Origin of the sequence: Acinetobacter sp. BSP-28 (assembly GCF_044130285.1) — a bacterium.
GTDB lineage: Bacteria > Pseudomonadota > Gammaproteobacteria > Pseudomonadales > Moraxellaceae > Acinetobacter.
Genome location: NZ_JBIQOB010000004.1, coordinates 29978 through 56470, shown reverse-complemented (window position 1 = coordinate 56470; position 26493 = coordinate 29978). Strand labels below are relative to the sequence as shown.

Sequence of the window (26493 nt, the reverse complement as noted above, 5' to 3'; positions counted from 1 at the left end):
TAAAGAAATATTTCTCATGACAGATTTACATCGCTTATCGATTCGTGAACTTTCCGAGGGTTTAGCTGGGGCTAAATTTTCGTCTCGCGAATTGACTGAACATTATTTAAAACGCATTGAAAAAATCGATGCTCAAGTACAATCTTATGTGACTGTCACTGCCGAGCAGGCATTGGCTCAAGCCGATGCTGCTGATGCCGCAATTAAAGCCGGACATGCTACAGCATTAACGGGTGTGCCAATTGCGCATAAAGATATCTTCTGTACCCAAGGCATTAAGACCACTGCCGGTTCTAAAATGCTGGACAATTTTATCTCTCCTTACGATGCGACCGTTGTAGCGAAAGGTAAAGCTGCGGGCCTGGTGACTTTAGGTAAAGTGAACATGGACGAATTCGCCATGGGTTCGACTTCCGAGTCATCTTACTTTGGTGCGACCAAAAACCCTTGGGCACTGGATCACGTTCCAGGTGGTTCTTCTGGTGGTTCAGCAGCGGCTGTTGCAGCGGATCTTGCACCATTTGCAACAGGTACAGATACTGGTGGTTCAATCCGTCAACCTGCGTCTTTCTGTGGCCTAACCGGTCTTAAACCGACTTATGGTCGTGTATCGCGTTTCGGTATGATTGCCTATGCATCATCTTTAGACCAAGGCGGGCCAATGGCACGTTCGGCTGAAGACTGTGCTTACCTGATGAACGTGATGGCAGGTCATGATGCCAAAGATTCAACATCTGTAGAAAAAGATGTTGATAACTATGTGGCAAACCTAAACGGCACTTCAGTTAAAGGTTTACGTATTGGTATTCCTAAACAGTACTTCAATGTTCAAGGTTTAGATGCAGACGTGAAAGCACGCGTTGAAGAATCATTGAAAAAGCTGGAAGAAATGGGCGCAACCTTGGTTGAGATTGATCTCACCATGACTGATGCTTATGTTCCTACCTACTACTTGATTGCCCCTGCTGAAGCATCTTCAAACTTGTCACGTTTTGATGGCGTGCGTTATGGCTACCGCTGTGAAGATCCGAAAGACATTATGGACTTGTACAAACGCTCTCGTTCAGAAGGTTTTGGTAAAGAAGTTCAGCAACGTATCTTGATCGGTACTTATGCGCTTTCTGCGGGTTACTACGATGCCTACTACGTAAAAGCACAAAAAGTCCGTCGTTTAATTCAGCAAGACTTCTTGAAAGCTTTTGAGTCTGTGGATGTGATCGCAGCACCTTCTGCGCCGACGACTGCATACCGAATTGGTGCAAACTTAAGCCCAGTTGAAATGTACTTGGGTGACATCTACACCATCGCGGTGAACTTAGCAGGTCTGCCTGCGATTAACGCGCCTGTTGGTTTCGACAAAGATAACTTACCGGTTGGCTTACAGTTGATTGGTAACTATTGGTCAGAATCTCAATTGTTGTCTGTGGTGCATCAATACCAACAGGCAACAGATTGGCATACAAAACGCGCTGCAATTGCTGAGGAGAATGCATAATGGCTAAGAACGCTGCTAAACCAAAATCTAACCTGATTGATGGTTGGGAAGTCGTTATTGGTATCGAGATTCACACTCAGCTGGCCACCAATACTAAAATTTTCTCTGGTTCTTCAACCACTTTCGGTCAAGACCCAAATACACAAGCCAGCCTTGTCGACCTTGCAATGCCGGGAGTACTGCCAGTATTGAACAAAGAAGTGGTTGATCTTGCGATTCGCTTTGGTCTGGGTATTGATGCTTATATCGACCAGGCATCTGTATTTGCACGTAAAAACTATTTCTACCCGGACTCGCCTAAAGGCTACCAAATTAGCCAAATGGACAACCCGATTGTGGGCTTGGGTCATATCGACATCCAACTTGAAGATGGCACTGTAAAACGCATTGGCGTGACTCGTGCGCACCTTGAAGAAGATGCAGGTAAATCGATCCACGACCAATTTGAAGGCATGTCAGGCATTGACTTAAACCGTGCAGGTACGCCTTTACTTGAAATTGTATCTGAACCCGATATGCGTTCGGTTGAAGAAGCGGTTGCCTACATTAAAGCGATTCACACGCTAGTACGTTGGTTAGGCATTTCTGACGGTAACATGGCGGAAGGTTCGTTCCGTGCCGACTGTAACGTGTCTTTACGTCGTCCGGGTCAACCTTTCGGTACACGTTGTGAATTGAAAAACCTGAACTCATTCCGTTTCATTGAACAAGCGATCAATGTTGAAATTGAACGTCAAATGGAAATCCTGGAATGGGACGGCACCATTGACCAAGAAACACGTTTGTTCGACCCTGTGAAAATGGAAACGCGTTCAATGCGTTCTAAAGAAGAAGCGAACGACTACCGTTACTTCCCTGACCCGGACTTGTTGCCTGTGATTATTGCAGACGAACAAATCGAAGCGATTAAAGCGACTATGCCTGAGCTTCCTGCTGCACGTCGTGAACGCTTCGTAGCGGACTTTGCTGTGACTGAGTACGATGCACACGTGCTTACACTGACTCGTGAAATGTCAGAGTTTTATGAAGAAGTGGTGAAAGCTGCTGGCGGCGCGGCACAAGGTAAGATTGCGGCAAACTGGGTCATGGGTGAATTCTCAGGTGCGCTGAACAAAGCAGGCTTAGATTTGGTTGATTCTCCTGTTTCTGCTGAGAAATTGGGCGGTATGATCGCGCGTATTGTGGATAACACAATTAACGGTAAGATCGCGAAGCAAGTATTCGGCTTTATGTGGGATGAAGGCAAATCTGCGGACGAAATTATTGCGGAAAAAGGCTTGAAACAGGAAACTGATACAGGCGCGATTGAAGCAATTATTAAAGACGTACTTGCTGCTAACGAGAAGATGGTTGAAGAGTATAAATCTGGTAAAGAGAAAGCTTTCAATGGTCTTGTTGGTCAAGTAATGAAAGCCGCAAAAGGTAAAGCTAACCCTGCACAAGTAAATGAATTAATGAAGAAATTGATTGGTTAATTTAATCAGTTAATTTGATTTAAAAAGCCTCGATTTATCGGGGCTTTTTTATATACTAAGACATCATAATTCTTTGAATAAAAATAATGGAATTTATCAGTCCAATCGCAGCTATCATTGCAATCATTGTCGCAATTTTTTCCATTCCTAAAACGCTACACGCGATTGGTGAGCACAAACGCAAAAAGTTTAAAGATGAGTTAGAGAACTTTACTGAATATTTTGAAAAATTTTATAAAGCAGATGCAAATAATTACCCTCAATTATTAAGAGATAAAGCTGCTCAAAATATTACTCGCTCTTTTGATATGAATGCTGAATTACTTCACTATTTGATAGATTTACATGAAAAAGATTTAGCTAATTTTGATAAGACTACGGAACAATACTATTGGGGAAGCAGATTCATTGAAGTGAGTAATAAAGATAATAAAATTAATATTTCAAAAAAAGTTAGAGTTTCAAAACTCATTTCTAGAATATATTATTTTCTTTACGGCATATTCTTAATATTTGCTATTGTTATTTTTACTGGAAAATTTCATTTTTGGAATATTCAGTGGCTTGATGCTTTAATTGGCGTTTCCTTCCTCATCTTTTCTATTTCAGCATTGAGAAAAGCTGATGATATGAAAGAGGCTTTAAATTTCCTTAAAACAATAAAAATTGCTCAAAATAAACTTAAAACTAATCAACGAGAGGAAACTGAAGAAGTTATAGATTTCGCATCTTAACTTCTAATTAATTCTGCACAAGCAAATGAATTGATGAAGAAACTGATTGAGTGATTTATTCGCTAATAGTTTGATTTCATGATATAAAAACCTCGCTTAATGCGGGGTTTTTTTTATATGTCTTATGCAATCACAAATGAAATTATTGATATTGACCAACAAATTGAAATTATAAAGTCGAAACGTCAAAATATGAAAGAATATGAAGAACAATTCATCCATCATAAGTCCATAGAACATTTTTATGAATGCCTTAAAGAATTAGAACCCAAAGATAATTTTTTAATCTCAAAAATTTACGGCAAAGGACGTGATACCGTTATTTCTTTAAACAGTATCATATTCGATTCGACTTACCCACCTAGTACACCGACTCTAAAAAAACTCGTAAATCACTTATCGGTAAATCTCGACTATCATAAAAATATTTGTGAAGAAACGTATAAAGCAGTTGAACAAAGAATACATGAACTCGAATTTTATCAATGGTCTATCATTGAAATGATCAATATTTGTAAGAACATCTGTGCCGATATTGATCAAATTTCTGACACATTAAATCTCCTTAAACAAACTAAAACATATAGACTTCAGACAGGTACTCTGCACATGGATGATATTGATGCAACTATGAAACCTAATACAACTATTCAAAATAATTATAATGCACCAATACAACAAAGTATGATTCAAAGTGGTCACAGTAATACAATGACTGTTAATCAAATTAATAATCAAGCTTTACAACAGGTTTGTAACCAAATCCGTCAGGTCATTAATAGCTCCCAAGAGCCTGATCCAATCAAGCAAACTCTCAACACTGACATAAATAATTTTGAAAATGCTCAAGATAGTACTGAAAGAAAATCAGCATTTGAGTCTTTTTTATCAAATAGTGCATCAATAGCAACTCTTTGGTCTTCTTTAGCGCCATATATTCCTGAATTAACAAAATATATAGGATAATTTTTTAGTAAAAGCCTGTTTTTAAATTGCAGCTTTTTATTTTTGAATAAAAACTACATGATGATCAAAAAAGTATCCTCTATCGCTAAATTAGAAGACTTAGGACGAATCCAACTGTCTAAGTCCTTATTTATGCGTGAATTCTGAATACCCTCACCCCAGCCCTCTCCCATAGGGAGAGGGAGTTTTCATTGCGTATCACATGCTGTGATATCTTTTGTAATGGATGTTCCTTCTCCTTCTAGGAGAGGGTTAGGGAGAGGTCTTAACAAAATGCTAGCAAGAATTAGTCAGAAGTAAATATTTAAATAATCCCCTCCTTGCGAAGCTTCACTTCTAACCTTTTAAAAGGAGGACTTTAAATCTACAATCAACCCAAACACTTCCCATCAAAAACAACATGACCATCAAAAAAGTATCCTCCATCGCCAAACTCGAAGACTTAGGGCGTATCCAACTATCAAAGTCCTTCTTTATACGAGACTTTCTCTATAGCGAAATCTCCAATTGGTACGGTGTACCCAACTTCCCCGATTATCCTGAAAAAGCCATCTACACAGGCACACAACTTTGCGAGCAACTTCTCGAACCACTGCAAGAAAAATTCGGACGTATTGCTATTCGTTCCGCTTACCGTTCTCCAAGCGTAAACCAACTCGGCAACGAAAAAGGACATAACTGCGCCAGCAACGAAAAAAACTTTGCCAGCCACATTTGGGACTACCCTGACGAAAAAGGCTATGGTGCAACGTCGTGTATCGTCATTCCCTCATTTTTAGAACTGTATGAGCAAGACTAAAGCAACTGGCAACAACTAGCCTATTGGATTCATAACAATTTGAACTATAGCAACATGACATTTTTCCCAAAACTGTGTGCTTTTAATATTGGTTGGCATGAACAGCCTGCTCGGGAAATTTATAGTTATATTCAACCCAAAGGTTATTTATTGCGTGGTGAAGCGGTGAATATAGAGTTTGAGAAGTTTTATCCTAATTTATTGTAATCATTAATCCCCCTAAATCCCCCTTTTTCAAAGGGGATTAATTTGATACGCCTGGTTCCCTCTCCTGAGCAAGTTTTAAAGCACTGCTTTAAAACAAAGCGCAAGAAAGGATGAGGGTTAGGGAGAGGATTACCCCCCAATTTCACCTGAAAAAATAACACTTTATAAAAATATAAACTTCAAAAAACCAACATTAAAAGATTATTTTTCAATCAATTTATTTTGCAGTAACTGCCTGATTTTTAGACTATACATGTCCAACTATACGGCATGAAATGTAGAGTAAATAATGATATTTAGAACAATTGCAATTTTAACTTTAGCCACGGTTCACACAGCTCAAGCTGGCTCAAATCACGATTGGGGTTATGTCAATCACAAAGCCCCTGAACATTGGGCCAACTTAAACAGCAACTATCAAAGCTGTGCTGGGGCAAACCAGTCACCTATCAATATTCGTCAAACCGTACAAGCCAAACTTCCACCGCTCAAGTTTAACTACAGTACATCAGCTGAAAACATTATTCATAACGGGCACACTATTCAAATTAATTTCAAGCCAGGCAATAATTTAAACCTAGACGGCCAACTGTTTGAACTTAAACAATTCCATCTACACAGCCCAAGTGAACACCAAATTCAGGGAAAATCTTACCCAATGGAAATGCATCTAGTGCATGCATTAGCAACGGGTGAACTTGCTGTAGTTGCGGTAATGTTTGATGAAGGAAAAGAGAACCCAAAACTGGCCAAACTTTGGAAAGAGTTACCTCAAAAAGCCGGTGATGCCATTCCACTCAAACAACAGGACTTGGCCTCTGCATTTTTACCAGACAATTTAGAGTACTATCGCTTTAACGGTTCACTCACCACACCTCCCTGTACGGAAGGCGTCCGCTGGATTGTTTTAAAAGACATTCAACAAGCATCGAGACAACAAATTGAAGCCTTTTCAAAGCTGATGGAACATCCGAACAATCGCCCTGTACAAGCACAAAATGCACGTGTGGTCTTGGAATAAGTTGATAAATTTCAGTTTTAAATCGGATTTATATTTCATGCCATCCAAGTGAAATATCAAATTAGTTTTACGATTTTTTTTAGAAGCTTAAAAAATAAAAAAGACCTGAATTCAGGTCTTTTTTATGACCGTTTTATCTTATTTTACCGAGCTTATTCCACACATCTGGCGTCAAAAACGTCATCACCATTTTATTCAGGTCAACATAACGCAATACACCTTTCAGCTGACTTTTCACTTCAGGATTTTCTAAAATTTCGTCACCCGTAATTTGTCCAAGCTCCTGAAAACTATCGCCCACCGCTTGTACACCCTCTGCAGCAATTACGGCTTTGGTCTGACTTGAGCATTGATCTACCAATATCCGCTGCAAGACCTGAGCTAAATTTTTATCCAGCTGGGTTCTCTGCTCTTCATTCACATTGCTGAATTTCTTCAATTCCGGATGTGCAGATAATGCGACAAAGGTCCATTGCAACACCGTTGTTTTATCTGCTGCCGTAGTGGACTTCTCCAAACACTTACTCAGCTGATCCACCGTTGGCCCGGCCATTGCAATTTGTGTGGTTCCCATAACCGCAGTTGCCATCAAAACAGAACAACCCATTCGAGTAAAGCGACGCCCCAAGGTGGTAAAAATAGAGTAAAACATAAAGCGAACTTCCATTCTGAACTGCTGTCTTTTTATCATAAAGTACAGGGTACAGCCTATTATGACTCTGTAAAATGAAAAAATTTCTAATTCATCCTGCAGAAAAATACTGCTGTTTTGATTTAGACCTTCATTCGACTAAAGAAACTTTTCCGTTACTGATATCTGTCATCTGCATGTGCTAAGGTGAATGAAAACAAAACTTTATATAAATCATATCCAAACAGAGGGAAAAATCATGGCTAAACAAATATTGATGCTCGTTGGCGACTACGCTGAAGACTATGAAACAATGGTGCCATTCCAGTTTCTAACAGGTCTGGGCTATACCGTACATGCAGTCTGTCCGGATAAAAAAGCTGGTGACAGCATCGCCACCGCTATTCATGACTTTGAGGGCGAACAAACCTATAGTGAAAAGCGTGGTCATAACTTTGCCATTAATTATGACTTCGACTCGGTCAATACTGAGGATTATGTAGGTCTGGTAATTCCGGGTGGCCGTGCGCCTGAATACTTACGTATGAATACACGTGTTGTAGAAATTGTGCGTGAATTTAATGCTGTTCAAAAACCGATTGCAGCCGTATGTCACGGCGCGCAGCTTTTAGCGGCTGCCGATGTGCTTCAAGGTAAAACCTGTTCTGCTTACCCGGCATGTGCAGCGGAAGTAAAACTTGCAGGCGGTCAATATGCTGACATCGCCGTAACTGAAGCAGTCACGGATGGACATCTGGTGACTGCACCGGCTTGGCCTGCCCACCCTGCCTGGATGGCGCAGTTTGTGAAAGCACTCGGTGCAACGATTAGCCTGTAATCCTGCCGAATTCAGATTGAAAGTTCAATATTCACGTTCCATCGCATGATGATGGAACATGACGCTGATAAAGATGAGCAAAATAGCTTTTTACTTCATCTGCCTAAGCATATTTTTTGCCCCACTGTGATTGTAATTCACGGCTAAATTTTGCAAGACTCGCTTTGCTTGGGCTTTAGAATTAGAAAAGCGGTTGCTATAACTGGGTACACTGGTTAAGCAACGTGCAACCAGCATCCCCGATTCAGTATAGACCCGGGTTCCCTCAGTTCCTTGCAACTTGCCATAGTTATAAGCACGCTGTGCATTATTACAGGCAGCGACCTGATTTTTACCGCCATTTAAATCACGACGTGCAGCGACGTAAAATTTCATCTGTTGCTGTTGTGGGCTTTCCACTACTTTTAGCGGCTGTTTTTGAGGCAACTCGGCTACAGGTTTGGTTTCTTTTTTCAGATCTGCTTCTTTTTTAGCATCAGCCTCTTTTTGAAGGGCAGGTTTATTTAACGCTTTTTTATTGTCCTGATCATTGGAACTGATTTTTTTATCCGCAACATTTGTAGTCACACTGATATTTTTATAAAACTTTTTAGCTTCATCCGCGGACATTAGTCTGGTCTGCAAGCTGACTACACGTGTATCACGACCATCATTCAGTTTACGTTCTGCAACCGCTTCAATGGACACAATCCAGCTTTGCCCATTATTTTGTACACATTTATAGGCACCTATGCCCTGTTTGACATTGCCAGATATAGATAACCGTTTTTTATCCGATCCATTTTTTACCAAAGACATGGAACTCTTATAGAGCAGCGTAAATTTACCCTTTTTGGCAGAACAGTAATTGCTTAAATATTTTCTTGGATATAAAGATTGAGGTTCTTTGTCATTCTGTTTTGATCCCCAAGAATAGACATATTCTTTGGCCTGTCCATTAGATTGGTTGAGGTTTTTTTGAACCACCACTTCCTGCGGTGAAGCATAATTTTTAACGGAATCATCTGAGCTCAAAGCATTAAAACTGGTACAGCCATGTAAAGTGATGCCCACTCCGCCAATCAAGATGAATGTTTTGAAATTCACGTATTAATGCTCACTGATGCTGTAACTCAAAAATATATCAAAATTGGGAAAATCACAAATATAGCACTTTGATTTTATTATTAATTCCCTTCAAGTTAAATGATAGATTTTTGCCTGAAAATGCAAAATAACTGCCAATCTTTTAAAAGTTTTAGTACTGAAATCCAAATGGGATAACACTTTTTAACCAGTTTAAACTTTTTTACGATTGGTGAAGCTTTAGTTATCCCGGAAGCTATTCGACAATTTCCATCATGAACTGATGAAAATTTATTCTTTTCTATAAATAGGTGGTCAGGTCATTCAAGCTCAATACCGAAATTTATTCTTTCACCACTGCTTCGATTAAATCCAGATCCCAGGCACCACCGGCAAAACCTTTACACATGCCAGACCAGCGATCCATGGTTTGAACAAAAACCTGTCCCTGCCAAATCCATTGGTTCATGCTCCAGCAATCTCCAATACCACGCCCCTTTTGCATACTGCCGATTTCACCCGCAGCAAAACCCGATGCAGATTCGGTAACAAATATAGGCTTTCCTGTTAAAGACTGATTGACTACCCAAGCCCCATAACCTTCGTTATAGGCACCGCGCCAGCACAGTGTAGTGGCTAGAACTTTGTGATTGGTCAGTTTATAGAGTTCGATTACTTGCGGTTTGGCACTCCCTTCATCATAAATACCTTCACAGAATTCATGAACATTTTGCTGTGGCGGCCAAGCAGCCATGAGTAATTTATGCAGTGCTTGATACTGTCTGGTATTGGGCTGAAGTGTTAAATAAGGTTTTGCTGTGGTTTTTACTTTATTGACCACTAATTTAGGCTGTGCCGCCAATACTTTCGATTCATCCCCTGCACCCTGCTTCAGCAAAGCCCCTACGGTTCCTATCCGTTTTTGAAAATCATCCATTTTCAACAAGATCGCAGTTATTCCTGCATCAGAAACATGCCATGTGTAATCGGCATTTTTAAATATGATTTTCGTATTTTGCCTGGTCTGTTTTAACAATCCATTGAGCTGTTTGCTATTCAGCGTTCCTGTCAGCAGTTGATCTGAAATATTTATCTTAACTGGACCATAATCCTGATTATTCAGATAAAAGCGTAAATTATTCAGCTTTTTGTTATCTAAGGCTTGATCAAAACTGGATAAGGTAAATGTCCCGTGTACTGGCTGTTTTGCTCCAGCGTTACGGGTCAGCAATATTGTGGCGGGCATGCTTTGACTTTGATCATCCTGATAACCCGCTGCCCGACAGGTACCGGTATTACTGCAATATACTTCCCAATCCTGATGTGAAAAAGACATACCTTTAATTTCTTTGGCAAATATTAAAGGGCTGGTCACGGCCACACAGCAGAGTGAAAGCCAAGCATATAACCTTTTCATTTTTATTCTCCTGCCCATTTTTAATCACTATACATCGCTATTTTTCATGATTGTGAAAAATAAAACCAGAGCAAAAAACCCGCATAATGCGGGCTGGATTGCTGATTTTAGATATTTATTTCTTATGCAAAGTGGATTCAAATGCCCGTAAACGTTTATAAATCGAAAGCAGTTCAATAATGGTCGGCCAAGACTCGATTAAATACTGGAATGATTCGCGTACCTTACCAAAGACATTGGCGATCTGCATCATCAAGCCCAAGGTAATCGCCCCTGCGGCAATACTTGGAAACAGCACAAACAAGCCATATAGATTGTCCAGTTGCATGTACCAGATTCGCACCATGTTGAAATAAGCATAGTGGAAATACAGGCGGAAATAGTTAAAACGTACACGGCTGAATAATTCTTTTAAGGTCAGAGGATCGGCACGATCGGCATAATCTTCACCATAAACCAGTTCTTTACGGTAAGCGGCTTCAACCTTCTGGTTGTTAAATTCCAGACCCGGCAATTTATAGCCTACAAGCATCAACACCACAGTACCCAACACCGCCCAGCTAATGGCAGCCCAAACCAGTGCATAAGGAATTTCACCAACGACCGGCAGCTGTTTCACATGCGAAGATAACTGCAACAATACCGGTAAGAACGCCATTAAGGTCATCAAGGCCTGAATGAAACTCACCCCCAGACTCTCGGTGGTTTTGGCAAAACGCATGGTATCTTCCTGAATACGCTGCGAAGCCCCTTCAATATAACGTAACTGTTCCCAATGCGCGGTGTAATAGTCATTCATGGCCGTACGCCAACGGAAGATATAATGACTGACAAAGAACAGATTAAAAACCGCAATGGTCACATACACCATCGCGACATAGAGGAAGGTCAAGGTTTCACTATAGAGTAAATTGACATCGCCTCCACCACTACTCAGCATTTTTTGAATCAAGTCATAAAACGGGCTGTACCAGGCATTGACCACAACATTGACCTGTACCGCAAACCAGATATTAAACAGAATAAAAGCCGACCCCCAGACCGACCAGCCCTGCCATGGATTGCTGGATTTAAAGCGCCAGAACAAAGCAAAAATTACGGTGGAGACGATGAACCATAGATAGAACCATAAAAATGAAGGTGCCCAAAAGCGGCTTACCCCAATCGGTAATTCTGCAGTAGCATAACCCGGTGCAAAGCCTAAAAATGTTCCCCAGCCACTTCCACCGGAATACCACAATGCAATATTGATTACAAACCACAGCACCAATGACGAAAAGAACCACTTCGGGTTCGGAAAAAAAGATTTAAACATTAGCTAAGGCTATTCCTTTATTTTTAGTTTCAAACTTGCCAATCAACACGCCAGCCAATTTAAGCTGGATGAATGACGCGGCTATTATTCTCGTCTTTTCATCTTTGTAGCAACTTATACACTGTTTGTGAAATGTTTTTTCAGGTGAAATCATTTTCACTAAATGACACTTCTATATGCAAGTACTAGGGTTCATTCACCCTTTGATGAAGTGTTATCATTCCAGCTCAGCTTAAAATTTGCTCCATATGGCATTAAATACAGTACTGATGACGTTTAGCCAAATCTCGCCCTCAGCGTAGACTGGATACATTAAATTCTCTTAAAAATAATCCAATCATTAAATCCCTATAAATTTTATGGAAATGTTCAAAAACAGAATATAAATCAAAATATAAATTTTAATCTTTTCTCATTTACCTCTTCAGTATGTCAACTGCTTGGTGATTTTCATCCGTTTGTTTTTGATTTAATTCGCAAAACTGTTAAAATTGGTTAAATATCTACCAGTTTATGGTATTATTAATATAATTTCTAACGAACAGGGGAAGTGAAATGGAAAAATTAGTGATCGAATTATTAAAACCCGTTACCTTGCAAAAAGAGAACTGCAATCCTCTCGTTTTTGAACAAGGGACTATTTTAAAAGTAGTTATGCATACACCTACAAGCCTGCTTGTATCAGACGATTCAAATTTTAATTTCACTGTTTCTTTGCAAGATGAAAATAAAGTCTGGCGTGAGCTGTAAATTTCATTAGATTTATCTAGTGATTTAGAAATTCGGCTAGCCAATATCAACTTGAGTATAACTTCCCCAAACTCAGGTTTGATAATTTTAATCTGCCATAAAAAATATGATTTGGCTAAGATCCGCTCGCATCAATCTGTTTAAATAAGATGCTTAAAGCACCCAAGCTAGAAGATTTCTTTTTAAAGTCCCTGCTGCCGATCAAAGCCATAAAAAAAGAGATAGATTCTTTATCCGCTGTAAAGCTAAAAACTCCATCTATCTCTCGCCTATTCAACCTATAAGCCCTCTTAAACCAAGCCAATTTAAGCTGATGCTGAACATAATTACGTCAGTTTTATCAGTGTTTAAGCGTACCCATAAAACTCACTGCAGAAAACAGCCAGATAAACAATACGAAGCTGCGCCCCTGATTAAAATGATTCAGGTCAGTACCATGCAGAATGTTATGGCGGGTCATGCTTACGGTCGAACTACTGTCCATCTTATAAGCTGCAAGCTCGGAAAAATAACCATTCAATTCAACCGCGATTTTCGCTTTGTGCCACAAGCTTTTAATTTCATTGCCCTTTAAGCCTGGGACAATTTTATAAACATCAACAAACTTGGTTGCATTTTGTTTTAAAAAACCCGCCTCAATCAGCACATCGGTCAAGATGCCTTCGAGCTGTGCGTAAACATTTGGAATGCAACCACTATAGAAGCCGAGTTTGTACATTTTAAAACTTTCAAGCAACACCAGACGGCGCTTCGCTTTGATATTTTCATCAATCTCTAAAGCGTCAAAAGCTTTGAGCATTTCGGTTTGGAAATGTTCGCTGTTAATAATGTCGAGTAAATTAAATTGTTCTAAATCTTCAAACTGGTGAATAGCAGGCCAAAAGTGCATCAGGTTTAAGGCATCATTGGCAAACTTGGCACCAATCGGTTGATCAAGCTCATCAGCCAGCACTTGAAAATATGATTCCTGCTCGGCTAAGCCCAATAATGTTTTGATGAGAAAAGCATGTTCATCTGCCGAGATCTCTTCAAGATATTGCTCCGCATCTTTTAAAATTTGACTGCCCAATTGTTTTTGACTGGCAGCATTTTGCTTAATACGCGTGACAGGCTGGTCATCATCAAAATAATCTTCGTCAATCATGGTCTTTACTCTTGGCACATTGCTTTAAGTGCCTATTATCACAGGTATTCAATACAGCACATAGCACTATAAAATAAATACTATGACGTTGATTGAATCCCAATCGAGATTCAGTCAACGTCAGACCCACTCAATAAAAGTGTGCCTGATTTAGACATTACCCAATATGCAGATAGACCATGTTTTGAGGTTCTCGGAACGATCCTCAATTTTTCGGCCTTTCCAGTCCCTTCAATCATGCCCTGACTGAAGTATCCTGAAAGTTGAAACCATTATTGATGATTTTTATTTTGGTCAGACTTGTTTTGCTCAGATTGATCGGTTTTATCTTGATCCTGCTTTTTCGGCTCACCTGACTGAGATTGATCTTCTCCTTTCATTTTACTCATTGTGTCTGTCGCCATTTGTCTCAGTTCACCCAGTTTGACAGAGGCTTCATTGACCCACTCCATAATCTTCTGTTTGGTGTCTTCAAACTTATGCAGGGCCTCATCTTTGAAATGTGCCATACGGTCCTGCTGATCTGACTGATTTGCCGATTCATCTTCCGAGGTATGATCCGCTTTCGCCTTTTTCGTGTCACCAGAACCATGTTCGCTATTTTGCTGGCTGTCTGACTTGCCATTTTTTAGTTCATTCAGAATCTTTTCGCCTTTTTTCAGCAGTTCCTCACCAATCGCGATCGCCTTGGCTTTTAAGTCATCCATCTTCATAGTTTCAGTTTTATTATCCGACTTGCCAGACTGAGCTTCTTTAGAATTATCTTCTTGGTCTGCATGTTCGCCATTGAGCTGAGCACCTTGCTTCACTACAGACTTTTCATCAGTATTTTTCTGCTGGGCTTCTAGAACGTCCTGATGTTCCTGCTTGTGCTGTTTATCAATCTCGTTCTGCTTTTGCTCTTTTTCCAATTGATCATTCAGTTGTTGTGCATGTGGTTCTTTATCTTGGTTTTGCTTCGAAGTACTTGTCTGGTTATTCTGAGTCATGAGTACCCTCCTGAGGTGTCATAAAATGATCAGACAATTTTTTTAGCACAAAGCCTGCACCCTCGCGGACGAATTAAGCAAACTGCAACAAAGCCTGTACATGTTGTTGCTATTGATTGCAGAAAGTAGCGTTAACCTAGCTCGATCAATTATTTAATATTCGCTCATCGGATGATATTGAATTTTATCTTTGAATATTCAGGTCGCTTGAATCATCATGATTCAATTAAAGCTTTGCTTTGTATTCCTCCGCGCATCAGGTAAAATCATCCACCTTGCATAAAATACGAATGAGAGAGTCATATCCGTGCGTAATATCCTAGTCACCAACGCCCTTCCATACGCCAATGGCCCCATCCATATGGGTCATTTACTCGGTTATATCCAGGCAGATATCTGGGTTCGTGCCATGCGTGCAATGGGTCATGATGTGACTTATGTATGTGCGGATGATGCTCACGGCACAGCAATTATGCTGCGTGCTGAAGCCAATGGTATTTCGCCAGAAGCACAAATTGCCAATGTACAAAAAGAACATATGCGTGATTTCGATGGCTTTGGTGTGCATTTCGATCACTACGATTCGACCAACAGTGATGCCAACAAAGCACGCTCTCAAGAAATTTATATTAAAAACCGTGAAGCAGGCAATATTGCTGTTCGTCCTGTCACTCAGTTATTTGACCCTGAAAAAGGCATGTTCCTGTCGGATCGTTTCATTAAAGGCACTTGCCCGAAATGTAAAGCGGAAGATCAATACGGCGACTCTTGTGAAGTATGCGGAACAACCTATAACGCAACTGAATTGTTGAATCCAAAATCAACATTAAGTGGTGCTGCACCTGTCGAGAAATCTTCAGATCATTACTTCTTCAAACTGCCTAACTTTGCTGAATACCTGCAAAAATGGACCCGTGATGAAGGCCGTTTACCTGTATCTATCGCAAACAAGTTAGACGAATGGTTTGAAGCAGGTTTAGCGGACTGGGACATCTCTCGTGATGCGCCTTATTTCGGTTTTGAAATTCCAGATGCGCCAAACAAATATTTCTACGTTTGGGTCGATGCACCAATTGGTTATATGTCGAGCTTTGAAAACTACGTTAAAACCAAACGTCCAGAACTCAACTTTGACGATTACTGGAAAAAAGACTCTAAAAATGAAGTCTATCACTTCATTGGTAAAGACATTGTATATTTCCACGCACTGTTCTGGCCGGCAATGCTTGAAGGTGCAAACTACCGTACCCCTACTGGTTTATTCGTAAATGGTTTCTTGACTGTGAATGGTCAGAAGATGTCGAAATCTCGTGGTACCTTTATTAAAGCGGAAACGTATTTAGAGCATCTCAACCCTGAATATTTGCGTTACTACTTCGCCTCTAAACTTTCTGACAAAGTTGAAGATTCTGACTTAAACCTTGATGATTTCGTACAGAAAGTAAATTCAGACTTGGTTGGTAAAGTGGTGAACATTGCCAGCCGCTGTGCAAAATTCATCAACACCAAGTTTGACAATAAATTGTCTGCAACTTGTGCAGAGCCTGAATTGGTTCAAAGCTTTATTGATGCAGGTGCATCGATTGCCGCTCAATACGAAGCGCGTGAATTCTCTGCTGCGATTCGTGAAATCATGGCCTTGGCTGACAAAGCTAACCAGTATATCGATGAGAAAAAACCTTGGGCGCTTGCGAAAATTGAAGGCGAAGAACAGCAAGTACATGACGTATGTTCTGTAGGTATTAACCTGTTCCGTCAATTGGCAGTTTATCTTGCGCCTGTACTTCCAACATTGGCTCAACAAGTTCAAGACTTCTTACAATTGGCTTCTTTCGATTTCGCTTCTCGTGAAACGATTCTTGTGGGTCATGAAATTGCATTGTTCCAACCGTTGATGCAACGTGTTGATCCTAAAGCCGTAGCGGCAATGGTTGATGCATCTAAAGATTCTTTAGCTGCACCTGCTGAAGCACCAAAAGCTGAAAAGAAAAAAGAGAAGAAGGTTGAAAAGAAACCAGAAGCTAAAGTTGGTGAAGCTGAAATCATCAATATCGATGACTTTATGAAAGTTGACCTACGCGTGGCGGAAGTTTTAGAAGCTGCGACGGTTGAAGGTTCTGACAAGCTGCTTCAATTGACTTTAAATGTGGGTGAAGCTGAGCCACGTAACGTATTTAGCGGTATTCGTGAGTTCTACCAACCTGAAGACTTAAAAGGCAAATTGGTGGTAATGGTGGCGAACCTTGCACCACGTAAGATGCGTTTTGGTATTTCAAACGGTATGGTGTTAGCTGCGGGTAATGGCGACGGTGTTTGGGTGATTTCACCTGAATCTGGTGCTAAACCGGGTGATAAAGTGTCTTAAGATTTAGGTCTTAGATAAGAAAAGCCTCTACGATGTAGGGGCTTTTTACAAAGTAATATTCAGTTAATTCTATTTGCTAAAACTACTTTTAAAAATTCTTGGTCATGTCTAGCTCGCTCATAGGTTCTATCATAAAAATTATTAAATTCCAGTAGATTATCTCTTAATACCATCGTTTTTTCTTGTAAATCAGTGAAGTCCCAAAATAAGCATGGACTATTTTCCTGCTGCATAGCCTGTAACATTATTTTTGAATATTCTGAGTAATCATGCAGAAAAAGTTCTTTTACAATAATTATAGATCTTAATTTTTTTTGCTGAATTTCAGGGAATTTATAAATATGCTCTGCTATCTTAAATTCTAAATCTTTAATTTGATTTATGTATCTCGCTGCCCCTTTATATTGTTCTACAGCTTTTTTAAAATGTTTTAAAGTCTTGCTTTTCTTTCGTTTCAATGAAGATGACAATATTTCCTCGGTATTAGGTGTATCTTTTGCCTGAATCAAAAATAATTCATTTTCTGTAACTACAATAATATCAGCTATCTCTTTTCCATCTTCAATTTTTAAGGGATTTATAAAAATTTGATCAGGTTTAAAAATTCGTGAAAGCATTTTAGCAATTTCTAACTCTTGAAATTTTCCGGGATTTTCGTCTCTAATTAATTGTGTATAGTAAATACTATGATTATCTATACCGTCATAATTAACTCCTCTTAAATCGGTTATTAAAAAATCATCTGGGAAAAGTGGTTCTAATAAAGTTATTAATATTTTTGATTCGTAATTTATTTTATCTACAATCTCCCAATCACAATATGCTTTCATAAATTCATATTGATTTACACTTTCTACATTCACACACTTCATAGATCTTAATTGTTCGATAAAAAGCCCTATATTTTCCAACATGGCTTCGTAATACATTAATTCGTAATTATTTTCGTTAAAGAAGCTTATTTGAATTTTTTCAGCTCTAAAAAACTCTTGATAGACATTTAAATCCTGATCAAATAATGGATTTTTAAGAATCAAAGGCTCATCTTCATCATCATGAAATATGGCTAGAAGTACAGGTATTACTTTATCATTAAGATTGATTTTATCTAATAATATCTCTAGTTTTTTATTTTTCTTTACAGTTAAGATGCACTCTTTAGGTATCTTAAATACCAAATATTTTTGTTCTCCCATTACAAAAGGCAACATGCCCCCATGAAAATCTTCTAACACTTCTAAAATTTCAGGATTATTAATTGAAAGCACAATTTTCTCTTTAGTTTATTTGTAGTAATTAAATTTAGCTAAATTAACTGAGGATTTCAAAAATTTTCCAATCATGAATTACGACACGGATGTCGCCCGTTCGTTAAGGGCACACGGACGTGCCCTCTAACGAACAAAGGGGGTTTGTTACGTTTGCCCCGACAAAAGTAAGGCAAATAAGAAATAGTGATAATTACCCTCATCCCAACCTTCTCCCTGTGGGAGAAGGAGCTTTCAACTAATTTTAAACTTCGGCAATAAATATGATAAAAAGAAGTAATTCTGTAAAAGCTATAAGAACCCTATGAAAACTTTAAAACCTCTATTCTTAGCACTCGCACTAAGCAGTACAGCTATCACCGCACAAGCTGCTGAACCAACCACCACCCAAGCCCCACAACAAGTAGCAGGCTACTACCATCACCAAATCGGTAATACCCAAATCACCGCCCTACTCGATGGAACAAACTACCTCAATCCATCCATGTTTAAAGGCTTAAGCGACACCGAAAAAACCGAGATTCTCAAAAAATACTATGCTGACCAAGCCAAAGGCATCCAAACCTCAGTCAATGCCTTCCTGATTAATACAGGTAATCAATTACTGATGGTAGACAGCGGTGCAGCAAGCTGCTTTGGCGCACATTTAGGTTCAATCTATAACAACCTGAAAGCATCAGGTTACAAGCCTGAACAAGTGAACGAAATTTTCCTCACCCACTTACACCCTGACCACGTGTGCGGCATTTCTAACAAGGGCGTGGCAAATTATCCAAATGCCACCTTGCACATTGCCAAAACCGAATATAACTACTGGCTGAATCCCAACACCGTGAAGAAACTGCCAAAAGACAAACAAGCAGGTTTCTTGGGTACGGTTGAGAAAATTAAAGCTGCTTTAGCTCCGTATGAGAAAGCCAAAAAAGTGAAAGTATTCTCTGACAAATCCTTGGCTTTTGGCGATATCGAATTTAAGCCATCTTTTGGTCATACCCCGGGACATTACAGCTTTAAATTGAAGTCAGATGGTCAGGAAGTCGTATTTATTGGTGACATTGTACATTCGCATACACTTCAGTTTGACCGTCCTGAAACTGCGATTGAATTTGATACTGATCCCAAAGCAGCGGTACAGACACGTTTAAAACACTTTGCTGAATATGCCAAAGATGGACAGCTGATTGCAGCACCACACCTACCATTTCCGGGTCTTGGACATATTTATTCTAAAGACAGTAAGAGTTATCAGTGGATTCCGATACATTTTAAGGATTGATAAAAGATGAATAAAAATAATCCCCTCACTTGAGGGGATTTTTGATTTCATCTGCGTTTCAATTGTCCGCTGAACTTAAAATTGAATTTGATATTTCATCGGCAACATAACGTTTACGTCCGGTCTGTTTGGCTTTAAACAGGTTTTTATCAACCATATTTAAAAAGTGTATTTTGTCCTCTTTTTCTGTCGGACGAATACATTTCACCCCCAGACTCACACTTACATTCTCTGAAATGGGAGATGCCCGATGGGGTAATTTTGCCTGCTCAATTATGCGAACTATATTGTCTGCAATTTGAATAGCTCCCTCTAAATTCGTTTCTGGCAACACGATCGCAAATTCCTCTCCCCCATAACGCGCCACCAGGTCACGTGGACGTACACAGCAACTTTCCAGCATCTGTGCAATCTGCTTGATACAGGCATCGCCGATAATATGCCCATTAAAATCATTGTATTGTTTAAAGAAATCGATATCGATCAAAATGACTGACAGGGGCTTTTGTTCACGTATTGCATTGTTCCATTCACGTGAATAGAAATCGTCAAATAAGCGTCGGTTGGCAATTTCAGTTAAACCGTCTTTATAGGAAAACTCTTCCAGCTTGCGGTGCAATGCTTTTAATTCCTCTTCCTTTTTCTTACGTTCAGAAATATCAAACATAAAGCCGACTAAACGTTCAACTTCACCATTTTCCTTACGCACCACATGGACCACATCACGAATCCAGCAATATCCACCGCTTGCCTTTAATGCACGATAATCCGCTTCATGATCTATACCCGCAATTGATTGCGACACACAATAATTCAACACATGATCACGATCATCCCGGTGCATACGATCGGCCCAGTCCTGCACCGACTTCCAGGAATCCTGTTCCCAGCCCAGTAATTTTTCAATTTGTGGACCAATATAACTGAACTGTTTCGTGGCCCAGTCAATGCTCCATGGAATGGCTAAGGTTGACTCTAATAATGTCTTGTAAAACATGTCATTCGACAATTGCTGCTCATCAAACGGATTTTTCGGCATAGGACTACTCTAATTTGAATGTGCAAAAAATGTCTTTGCATGTTCTGGTTTTACCATACAGGACATTTCAATACGCTCTTGATGATTAACCTGCTTGCAGCAGGTTCCCCAATAAAAACTGCTTTTTCACAACTGAACATTTTTACGTTTCAAGATGATTATTTATTCTACAATTTCTCTCAAAGAAGAAACATATATTTCTAGGTATTTGATTTATTTTCGAAGTAATCCCTATGTTCTGCAATTTGAACAACGCCCCTCTATTTTTCTAAAATTTTCAAAACAACACTCAGGACCACATGATGAATAATATTGTTTACTTTGAAATCCAGTCTTCCAATCCAGCCAGAGATATCGATTTTTACCAGTCTGTTTTTGGCTGGAAATTTAGTAAAGTTGACGGTCTTCCAATTGAATATTATCAAATTGCAACTGAAAACATGTCGGGTGGATTATTAAAACGCCCTGCAAAAGTCCCTCCAACCCATTGTGGTACCAATGCTTATACCTGTTCTGTGCTGGTTGAAAATTTTGATGAAACAGCCAAAAAGATTCTTGCCGCCGGTGGTCAAATTGCCATGCCTAAATTTGCCATTCCAGGACGTTGCTGGCAGGGATATTTTCTCGACCTTGATCACAATACTTTTGGCCTGGTAGAAGCAGATGAAAATGCCCAATAAAAAAGTTTTAGAATTAAATGAATTAACATAAATTAGGCAGCCACACCCATGATGAAATGCAGAATAGACTGCATTATTTATGGTAATTTATAAGCTCATTTTATCCATTGTGATTTGGGGCATTCGTGGCTGTTCATTTTTTGCATACATCAGATTGGCACTTGGGACAATTCTTTTATAACCATTCACGCCAGTATGAACATGAACAGTTTTTAAGCTGGCTACTTGAACAAATTCAACAAAAACAGCCCAATGCGCTGCTGATTGCTGGCGATATTTTTGATGTCATCAACCCTGCATCTAGCGCACAAAAACAGCTTTATCAATTCCTAGCCGATGCACATGAACTTGCCCCTCATATGCAAACGCTGATGATTGCCGGTAATCATGATTCAGGATATCGCATTGAACAGGTCGAACCTTTACTTGAGAAATATAATGCTAAAACGGTTGGAGTGATTCATAAAAATGCCGAAGGCCAGATTGATTTAGACCGTTTACTGCTGCCTATTTACGATCAGCAAAAACAAATTGTGGCCTGGTGTCTGGCACTGCCATTTTTACGTCCAGCAGAAATTACCGGTGTGAATGAACACACCAGTAATAGCCAAAATGCGATTGCCTATTTGCACCAGCAACTGATTGCCGAAGCCAAAAAACGTAAAACGGATAATCAGGCGCTTATTCTGATGTCACATGCCCATATGCAAGGCGGTGAAACTTCCGATTCGGAACGCCCGATTATTATTGGCAATGAAGAAGCCTTATCGACGGCATTATTTGATGATGTGATTGATTACGTGGCACTTGGGCATTTGCATAAACCACAAAAAGTTCAGCATCCGCACATTCGTTATAGTGGCTCCCCTATCCCTTTATCTTTTAGTGAGATTCACTATAAACATCAGGTTGTGGATGTGCAGATTGATCCTCTCAAGCAAGATGAATCACGCTTTCAGTTTGAAGCTATTGCCATACCACGCTGTATTCAGTTGCATAAAATTCGTGGCGAGCTGAATGAAGTGATGGAAAAACTAAAAACCTTGCCCGAGGGTGAAATTGAACAGATCGATCAGCGTGAATATGTTGATATCGAATATCACACCCTGACACCGCCCTTGCCCAATTTAAGACAACAATTTGAAGAAGCGCTGCCTAAAAATCGCTATCGACTGGTACGAATTTCACGGCAATATTTATCTGTGGAAAATGACAGTTCAACAATTGCAAAAATTTGCCTGGAACCGCCAACACCGGAAAAACTGTTTCAGCAAATCTGGGAAAAACAGGGCTATAGCAATGATGAAAATGTATTAAAAGATTTTATCAGTCTGATGCACGAAGCAGAAAAATCACTTGAAGAACAACAAATACGTTAAGAACTGTCCATGAAAATTCTATCCATTCGTATAAAAAATTTAGCTTCGCTTTCGGGTGAGCATTTTATTGATTTTGAAACTGAACCTTTGGCCAGTGCGGGTTTGATTGCCATCATCGGCAAAACCGGTGCCGGAAAATCGACCATTTTGGATGCCATGTGTCTGGCACTGTTCAACAAGATTCCACGTTTAAAAGACAGTGATGGCAAACTACAGGATGTCGATGGTTCAGAGTTACTGACCAACTCACCTTTGACTGTTTTGCGCCGGGGCACCGCGCATGGCTTTGCCGAAGTTTGCTTTGTTGCACAGGATCAGAAACGCTATCTTGCGCGCTGGGAACTCAAACGTTCACGTGAAAAAGCCGATGGAAAACTGCAAAGTGTTCAGCGCTATTTAACCTGCCTGACCGATGGTGTGGTCATTGCCGATAAAGCCAAAGCCGTCGATGCCAGTATCCATAAAATCAGCCAGCTCAGTTTTGAGCAATTTACCCGCGCAGTGTTATTGGCACAATCGGAAGTTACGGCATTTTTAAAAGCCCGCGATAATGAACGCGGTGAACTGCTGGAATATCTGACCAATTCCAACATCTTTGGCAAAATTGGCCAACTGGCTTATGAAAAAACCAAGCTGATTGCCAATCAGCGCAAAGAGCTCGAAAACGTTTTAGGTCATATTGAGTTGCTGTCTGAAGAGGATTTCACTGCCTACTCCTCAAAACTTCAACAACTGAACCAAGATCATCAAAAACTGGATATTGAAAAGCAAAATCTACAAAAGCAGCAACAATGGTTTGAACAAAAATATAAACTTCAAGCTGATGTACAAACACGTCAGCAATATTTGGAGGCTCAGCAACGATATCTAGATGCACTTGCTCCGCAAAAAGCACAACTGCAACAACTTGAATGCTTTTCTTCTATTCGGCCTAGCGTCATTCTGCAGAAAAATTTAAATGCTGACATCGCAATACTTCAACCTAAATTAGAACGCATTCAGAAGCAATTCACGGTAATTGAACAACAATTCAATACTGAAAAATTGACCTTTGAAAAAATAGATAATGCACAAAAACAGCAACATCAATTTGAAATTCAGCACCAGCAAAACATTGAGATGGTTCGTGCTCGCATTGCCGATCGACGTGTTTTGGGTGATCAGTTGCTTAAAATTAAAGATGAACTAAAGACTTTACGGGAGCAGCACTCTCCTCTTGTAAATGCTGAACAGCAAGTCAAAAATGAGCTTCAACAATTACAACATGACATTACACAACACACTGCACTTTTGGCTGAATCTGCACATTTCAATCCTTTGGATGATGGGCTTTCGGCACATTTGAGCCAGTTACAACGCTTTATTCAAAGCTATACTCAATTTGAAAAAAACCATGGCAATGTGAGTCAAGCGCATCAAAATGTAATGCAACAACAGCAACAGCTTGAACAACTGACACAGCAATATGGGCAAGATGATGAACTGAATCAAAAAATTGCTGCTATACGCACTGAGCGTGAATATCATTTACAACAGCTGAATCTACTTGATGTCACACACACGCATTGGCAAAACTTCCAAAATATTAGTGCTGAAAACTGCAAGCTAGTTTCGGCACAAAATAAGCTGCAACAACAAATTGACCAAAGTCATGTACAACTTCAATCTACTGAAAAAGCCTATCAAAATCAAAAAATTGCACGTGAACAATTACAACAGATGTTGCAAAAGCAACGTTTACTACATACTGAAAATATTGAACATTTAAGAGCGAGCCTGGTCGACGGCGAAGCATGTTTAGTTTGTGGTAGTACACATCATCCGTATATACAAAATCAGGATGCACTTTCAAACGAATTGTTCAAACTGCAAGAGCAACAAGAACAGCAAGAACTTGAAAAAGAACAAATAGCTTTCGAAGCATGGCAACATTTGCAAAAAATGAATGCCCAACAAACAGCATCATGGGAAGCAAATGCTCGCCAACTAGCAACACTGTCATCACAGCTGCAACCTGCTCAAACTCAGCTTGAACAACAACTCAATACGCTGGATATCCCCTTTGATTTCTCGCAAGATCATCTGGTATTAGATCAAGCCCTAGCTACAAAGGTTATTGAATTTCAACATACGCAAAAACAACTTGAAGGTGCACTCAGTACGCATGAGCAAGTACAAAAACAGCGTCATACACTTCTTCAAATGATTCAACAAACCAGCCAGCAACTTTCTGTCCTAAAACAAGCTGAAGAAAATATTCAAGATGTTGTAGGTTTATTGAATGACACCCAAGGTCAAGCATGGAGTTACAATACGCTGAGTACGGCTGAACAAGTTCAAGTCATGTTACTCCAGCGTCAAAACACCTTAAAACAACTGAACGATTTAAATGCTCAGCTTAATCAAAAATTGCAACAGCGCGATCAAGCTGTTCAAAATCTAAAATTTAGTCAGGAAAAAATTAAGACGACAGAAACTCGCATAGAAAACCTTACACAAGAAGGCAAACAAAATAGTGATTTAGCCATTCAAGCCATTTTTGACATGACACAAAGCAATGTTGAAAAACCACATGAATGGTTAGCGCAGTTCGATCAAAATAGACAACAATTGCACATTCAATTTAATCAAGCTCGTCAGCAGTTTGACCAAGTACGTCAAGCTTTTGAAACTGCTCAAAGCACGCTAAAAGAATGTCAAACTCAGCAAATTCAATTTCAAACCCAAAAGCAAAATGTTGAACACAATATTCAACAGTGGTTAAGTCAGCATACAGATTTCAATGCGCTGTTATTGCAACAACTAAGCGAAATTTCACATGAACAAGAACAACAACTTAAACAACGTGTGGTCGACGTTGAACGAGCGCACTCAGATGCTCTGGCAAGTATTAAAGCCATTCAGGAACAGCTTCTACAACATGTGGAACATCAACCTGAAATTGATGCTGAAACACTATCTTCACAACTGACGACCGTTGCTGAACAGCTCAAACAATTGATCGAACAGCGGGATCAAGTGAAACTCAAAATTGAAATGCATCAACGTAATCTTGAAAAGCAAAAGCAATTTGCAGATCAAATTCAAGCCATTCAAAGTGAAGAACACCGTTGGAGTAAAATTTCAGGACTGATGGGAGATGCAAACGGCAAGAAATTCCGCGATTATGCCCAGCAATATAATCTGGATATCTTGATTGAACATGCCAACCAGCAACTGGCCATGCTCTCGCAGCGCTATACCTTAAAACGTCTGGACAACTCCTTGAGTCTGGCGATTATTGACCATGACATGGACGGTGAGACTCGTTCAGTCGCTTCGCTTTCAGGTGGAGAATCCTTCCTGACTGCACTGGCCTTATCCCTGGCGATTGCCAATATGGCTTCAGGTTCGATGAAAATTGAATCTTTGTTTATTGATGAAGGCTTTGGCACGCTGGATGCCTCATCTTTATATATGGTGATGAATGCACTGGATCAATTACAGAATCAGGGTCGTAAAGTGGTGTTGATCTCGCATATTCAGGAAATGCACGAACGCATTCCAGTGCAGATTCAGGTTAAACCTTTAGGTGCCGGAGCAAGCACCATCGAGATTGTGGGATAAATTTAAAAGCTCATCCAAGAAAGTATAAAAAAAC

Annotated in this window: 22 protein-coding genes; 14 read left to right on the top strand and 8 right to left on the bottom strand. The window is 39.7% G+C overall.

The window, feature by feature from the left end; all coding sequences use genetic code 11:
• Window positions 1–16: 16 nt before the first annotated feature.
• The 7 genes from gatA to ACE01R_RS03830 all read left to right on the top strand — a co-directional run bounded on the left by gatA (window position 17) and on the right by ACE01R_RS03830 (window position 6697).
• Window positions 17–1495 carry an Asp-tRNA(Asn)/Glu-tRNA(Gln) amidotransferase subunit GatA gene (gatA, locus tag ACE01R_RS03860; protein WP_395546331.1) on the top strand — a complete coding sequence of 493 codons (1479 nt, stop codon included), beginning with the start codon at window positions 17–19 and terminating at the stop codon, window positions 1493–1495.
• Entirely contained in the window at window positions 1495–2970 is a 1476-nt protein-coding gene (gatB, locus tag ACE01R_RS03855; protein ID WP_395546329.1) for an Asp-tRNA(Asn)/Glu-tRNA(Gln) amidotransferase subunit GatB, read from the top strand. The genes gatA and gatB overlap by 1 nt, the downstream gene beginning before the upstream one ends.
• Window positions 2971–3056: 86 nt before the next feature.
• Window positions 3057–3704 carry a hypothetical protein gene (locus ACE01R_RS03850; protein WP_395546327.1) on the top strand — a complete coding sequence of 216 codons (648 nt, stop codon included), beginning with the start codon at window positions 3057–3059 and terminating at the stop codon, window positions 3702–3704.
• A 117-nt stretch (window positions 3705–3821) separates the two neighbouring features.
• Window positions 3822–4670 carry a hypothetical protein gene (locus ACE01R_RS03845; RefSeq protein ID WP_395546325.1) on the top strand — a complete coding sequence of 283 codons (849 nt, stop codon included), beginning with the start codon at window positions 3822–3824 and terminating at the stop codon, window positions 4668–4670.
• A 400-nt stretch (window positions 4671–5070) separates the two neighbouring features.
• Window positions 5071–5469 carry a hypothetical protein gene (locus ACE01R_RS03840; protein ID WP_395546324.1) on the top strand — a complete coding sequence of 133 codons (399 nt, stop codon included), beginning with the start codon at window positions 5071–5073 and terminating at the stop codon, window positions 5467–5469.
• Window positions 5470–5523: 54 nt separating this feature from the next.
• Window positions 5524–5676, top strand: a complete 153-nt coding sequence (locus ACE01R_RS03835) for a hypothetical protein (protein ID WP_395546322.1) — start codon at window positions 5524–5526, stop codon at window positions 5674–5676.
• 289 nt (window positions 5677–5965) lie between these two features.
• Window positions 5966–6697, top strand: a complete 732-nt coding sequence (locus ACE01R_RS03830) for a carbonic anhydrase (RefSeq protein WP_395546320.1) — start codon at window positions 5966–5968, stop codon at window positions 6695–6697.
• Window positions 6698–6830: 133 nt separating this feature from the next.
• Here the strand turns inward: ACE01R_RS03830 and ACE01R_RS03825 are convergent, their stop codons facing one another.
• A complete protein-coding gene (locus ACE01R_RS03825; protein ID WP_395546319.1) occupies window positions 6831–7349 on the bottom strand; it encodes a hypothetical protein in 519 nt (172 codons plus the stop codon).
• Between the two features lie 238 nt (window positions 7350–7587).
• Between ACE01R_RS03825 and ACE01R_RS03820 the strand changes: the two genes are divergently transcribed.
• Window positions 7588–8166: a DJ-1/PfpI family protein gene (locus tag ACE01R_RS03820; RefSeq protein ID WP_395546317.1), complete on the top strand. Its 579-nt coding sequence runs from the start codon at window positions 7588–7590 to the stop codon at window positions 8164–8166.
• A gap of 90 nt (window positions 8167–8256) precedes the next feature.
• Here the strand turns inward: ACE01R_RS03820 and ACE01R_RS03815 are convergent, their stop codons facing one another.
• The 3 genes from ACE01R_RS03815 to sbmA all read right to left on the bottom strand — a co-directional run bounded on the left by ACE01R_RS03815 (window position 8257) and on the right by sbmA (window position 11963).
• The gene (locus ACE01R_RS03815; protein ID WP_395546313.1) at window positions 8257–9252 is read right to left on the bottom strand and encodes a hypothetical protein; all 996 of its coding nucleotides are present in this window, start codon (window positions 9250–9252) and stop codon (window positions 8257–8259) included.
• A 322-nt stretch (window positions 9253–9574) separates the two neighbouring features.
• Window positions 9575–10648 (bottom strand): DUF1176 domain-containing protein, encoded by a 1074-nt coding sequence (locus tag ACE01R_RS03810; RefSeq protein ID WP_395546298.1) that lies wholly within the window; start codon window positions 10646–10648, stop codon window positions 9575–9577.
• Between the two features lie 115 nt (window positions 10649–10763).
• A complete protein-coding gene (gene sbmA, locus ACE01R_RS03805) occupies window positions 10764–11963 on the bottom strand; it encodes a peptide antibiotic transporter SbmA (protein ID WP_395546280.1) in 1200 nt (399 codons plus the stop codon).
• 555 nt (window positions 11964–12518) lie between these two features.
• Between sbmA and ACE01R_RS03800 the strand changes: the two genes are divergently transcribed.
• On the top strand, window positions 12519–12713 hold the full coding sequence (locus ACE01R_RS03800) for a hypothetical protein (protein WP_086200385.1): 195 nt from the start codon (window positions 12519–12521) through the stop codon (window positions 12711–12713).
• 340 nt (window positions 12714–13053) lie between these two features.
• Here ACE01R_RS03800 and ACE01R_RS03795 read toward each other — a convergent pair whose 3' ends face one another.
• The gene (locus ACE01R_RS03795; RefSeq protein WP_395546262.1) at window positions 13054–13857 is read right to left on the bottom strand and encodes a hypothetical protein; all 804 of its coding nucleotides are present in this window, start codon (window positions 13855–13857) and stop codon (window positions 13054–13056) included.
• 272 nt (window positions 13858–14129) lie between these two features.
• Complete coding sequence (locus ACE01R_RS03790) at window positions 14130–14846, bottom strand: hypothetical protein (protein ID WP_395546261.1); 717 nt, start codon at window positions 14844–14846, stop codon at window positions 14130–14132.
• A gap of 307 nt (window positions 14847–15153) precedes the next feature.
• Here ACE01R_RS03790 and metG point away from each other — a divergent pair, with 307 nt between their 5' ends.
• Window positions 15154–17211, top strand: coding sequence for a methionine--tRNA ligase (gene metG, locus ACE01R_RS03785; RefSeq protein WP_395546259.1), 2058 nt, complete (start codon window positions 15154–15156; stop codon window positions 17209–17211).
• A 59-nt stretch (window positions 17212–17270) separates the two neighbouring features.
• Here metG and ACE01R_RS03780 read toward each other — a convergent pair whose 3' ends face one another.
• A complete protein-coding gene (locus ACE01R_RS03780; protein WP_395546254.1) occupies window positions 17271–18479 on the bottom strand; it encodes a hypothetical protein in 1209 nt (402 codons plus the stop codon).
• A gap of 304 nt (window positions 18480–18783) precedes the next feature.
• Between ACE01R_RS03780 and ACE01R_RS03775 the strand changes: the two genes are divergently transcribed.
• Window positions 18784–19755, top strand: coding sequence for an MBL fold metallo-hydrolase (locus ACE01R_RS03775; protein WP_395546243.1), 972 nt, complete (start codon window positions 18784–18786; stop codon window positions 19753–19755).
• Window positions 19756–19813: 58 nt separating this feature from the next.
• Here the strand turns inward: ACE01R_RS03775 and ACE01R_RS03770 are convergent, their stop codons facing one another.
• A complete protein-coding gene (locus ACE01R_RS03770) occupies window positions 19814–20794 on the bottom strand; it encodes a diguanylate cyclase (RefSeq protein WP_395546237.1) in 981 nt (326 codons plus the stop codon).
• A gap of 302 nt (window positions 20795–21096) precedes the next feature.
• Here ACE01R_RS03770 and ACE01R_RS03765 point away from each other — a divergent pair, with 302 nt between their 5' ends.
• The 3 genes from ACE01R_RS03765 to ACE01R_RS03755 all read left to right on the top strand — a co-directional run bounded on the left by ACE01R_RS03765 (window position 21097) and on the right by ACE01R_RS03755 (window position 26459).
• A complete protein-coding gene (locus ACE01R_RS03765) occupies window positions 21097–21474 on the top strand; it encodes a VOC family protein (protein ID WP_395546236.1) in 378 nt (125 codons plus the stop codon).
• Between the two features lie 125 nt (window positions 21475–21599).
• Window positions 21600–22853, top strand: a complete 1254-nt coding sequence (locus ACE01R_RS03760; RefSeq protein ID WP_395546235.1) for an exonuclease SbcCD subunit D C-terminal domain-containing protein — start codon at window positions 21600–21602, stop codon at window positions 22851–22853.
• 9 nt (window positions 22854–22862) lie between these two features.
• Window positions 22863–26459: an AAA family ATPase gene (locus ACE01R_RS03755; RefSeq protein ID WP_395546234.1), complete on the top strand. Its 3597-nt coding sequence runs from the start codon at window positions 22863–22865 to the stop codon at window positions 26457–26459.
• Window positions 26460–26493: the final 34 nt, after the last annotated feature.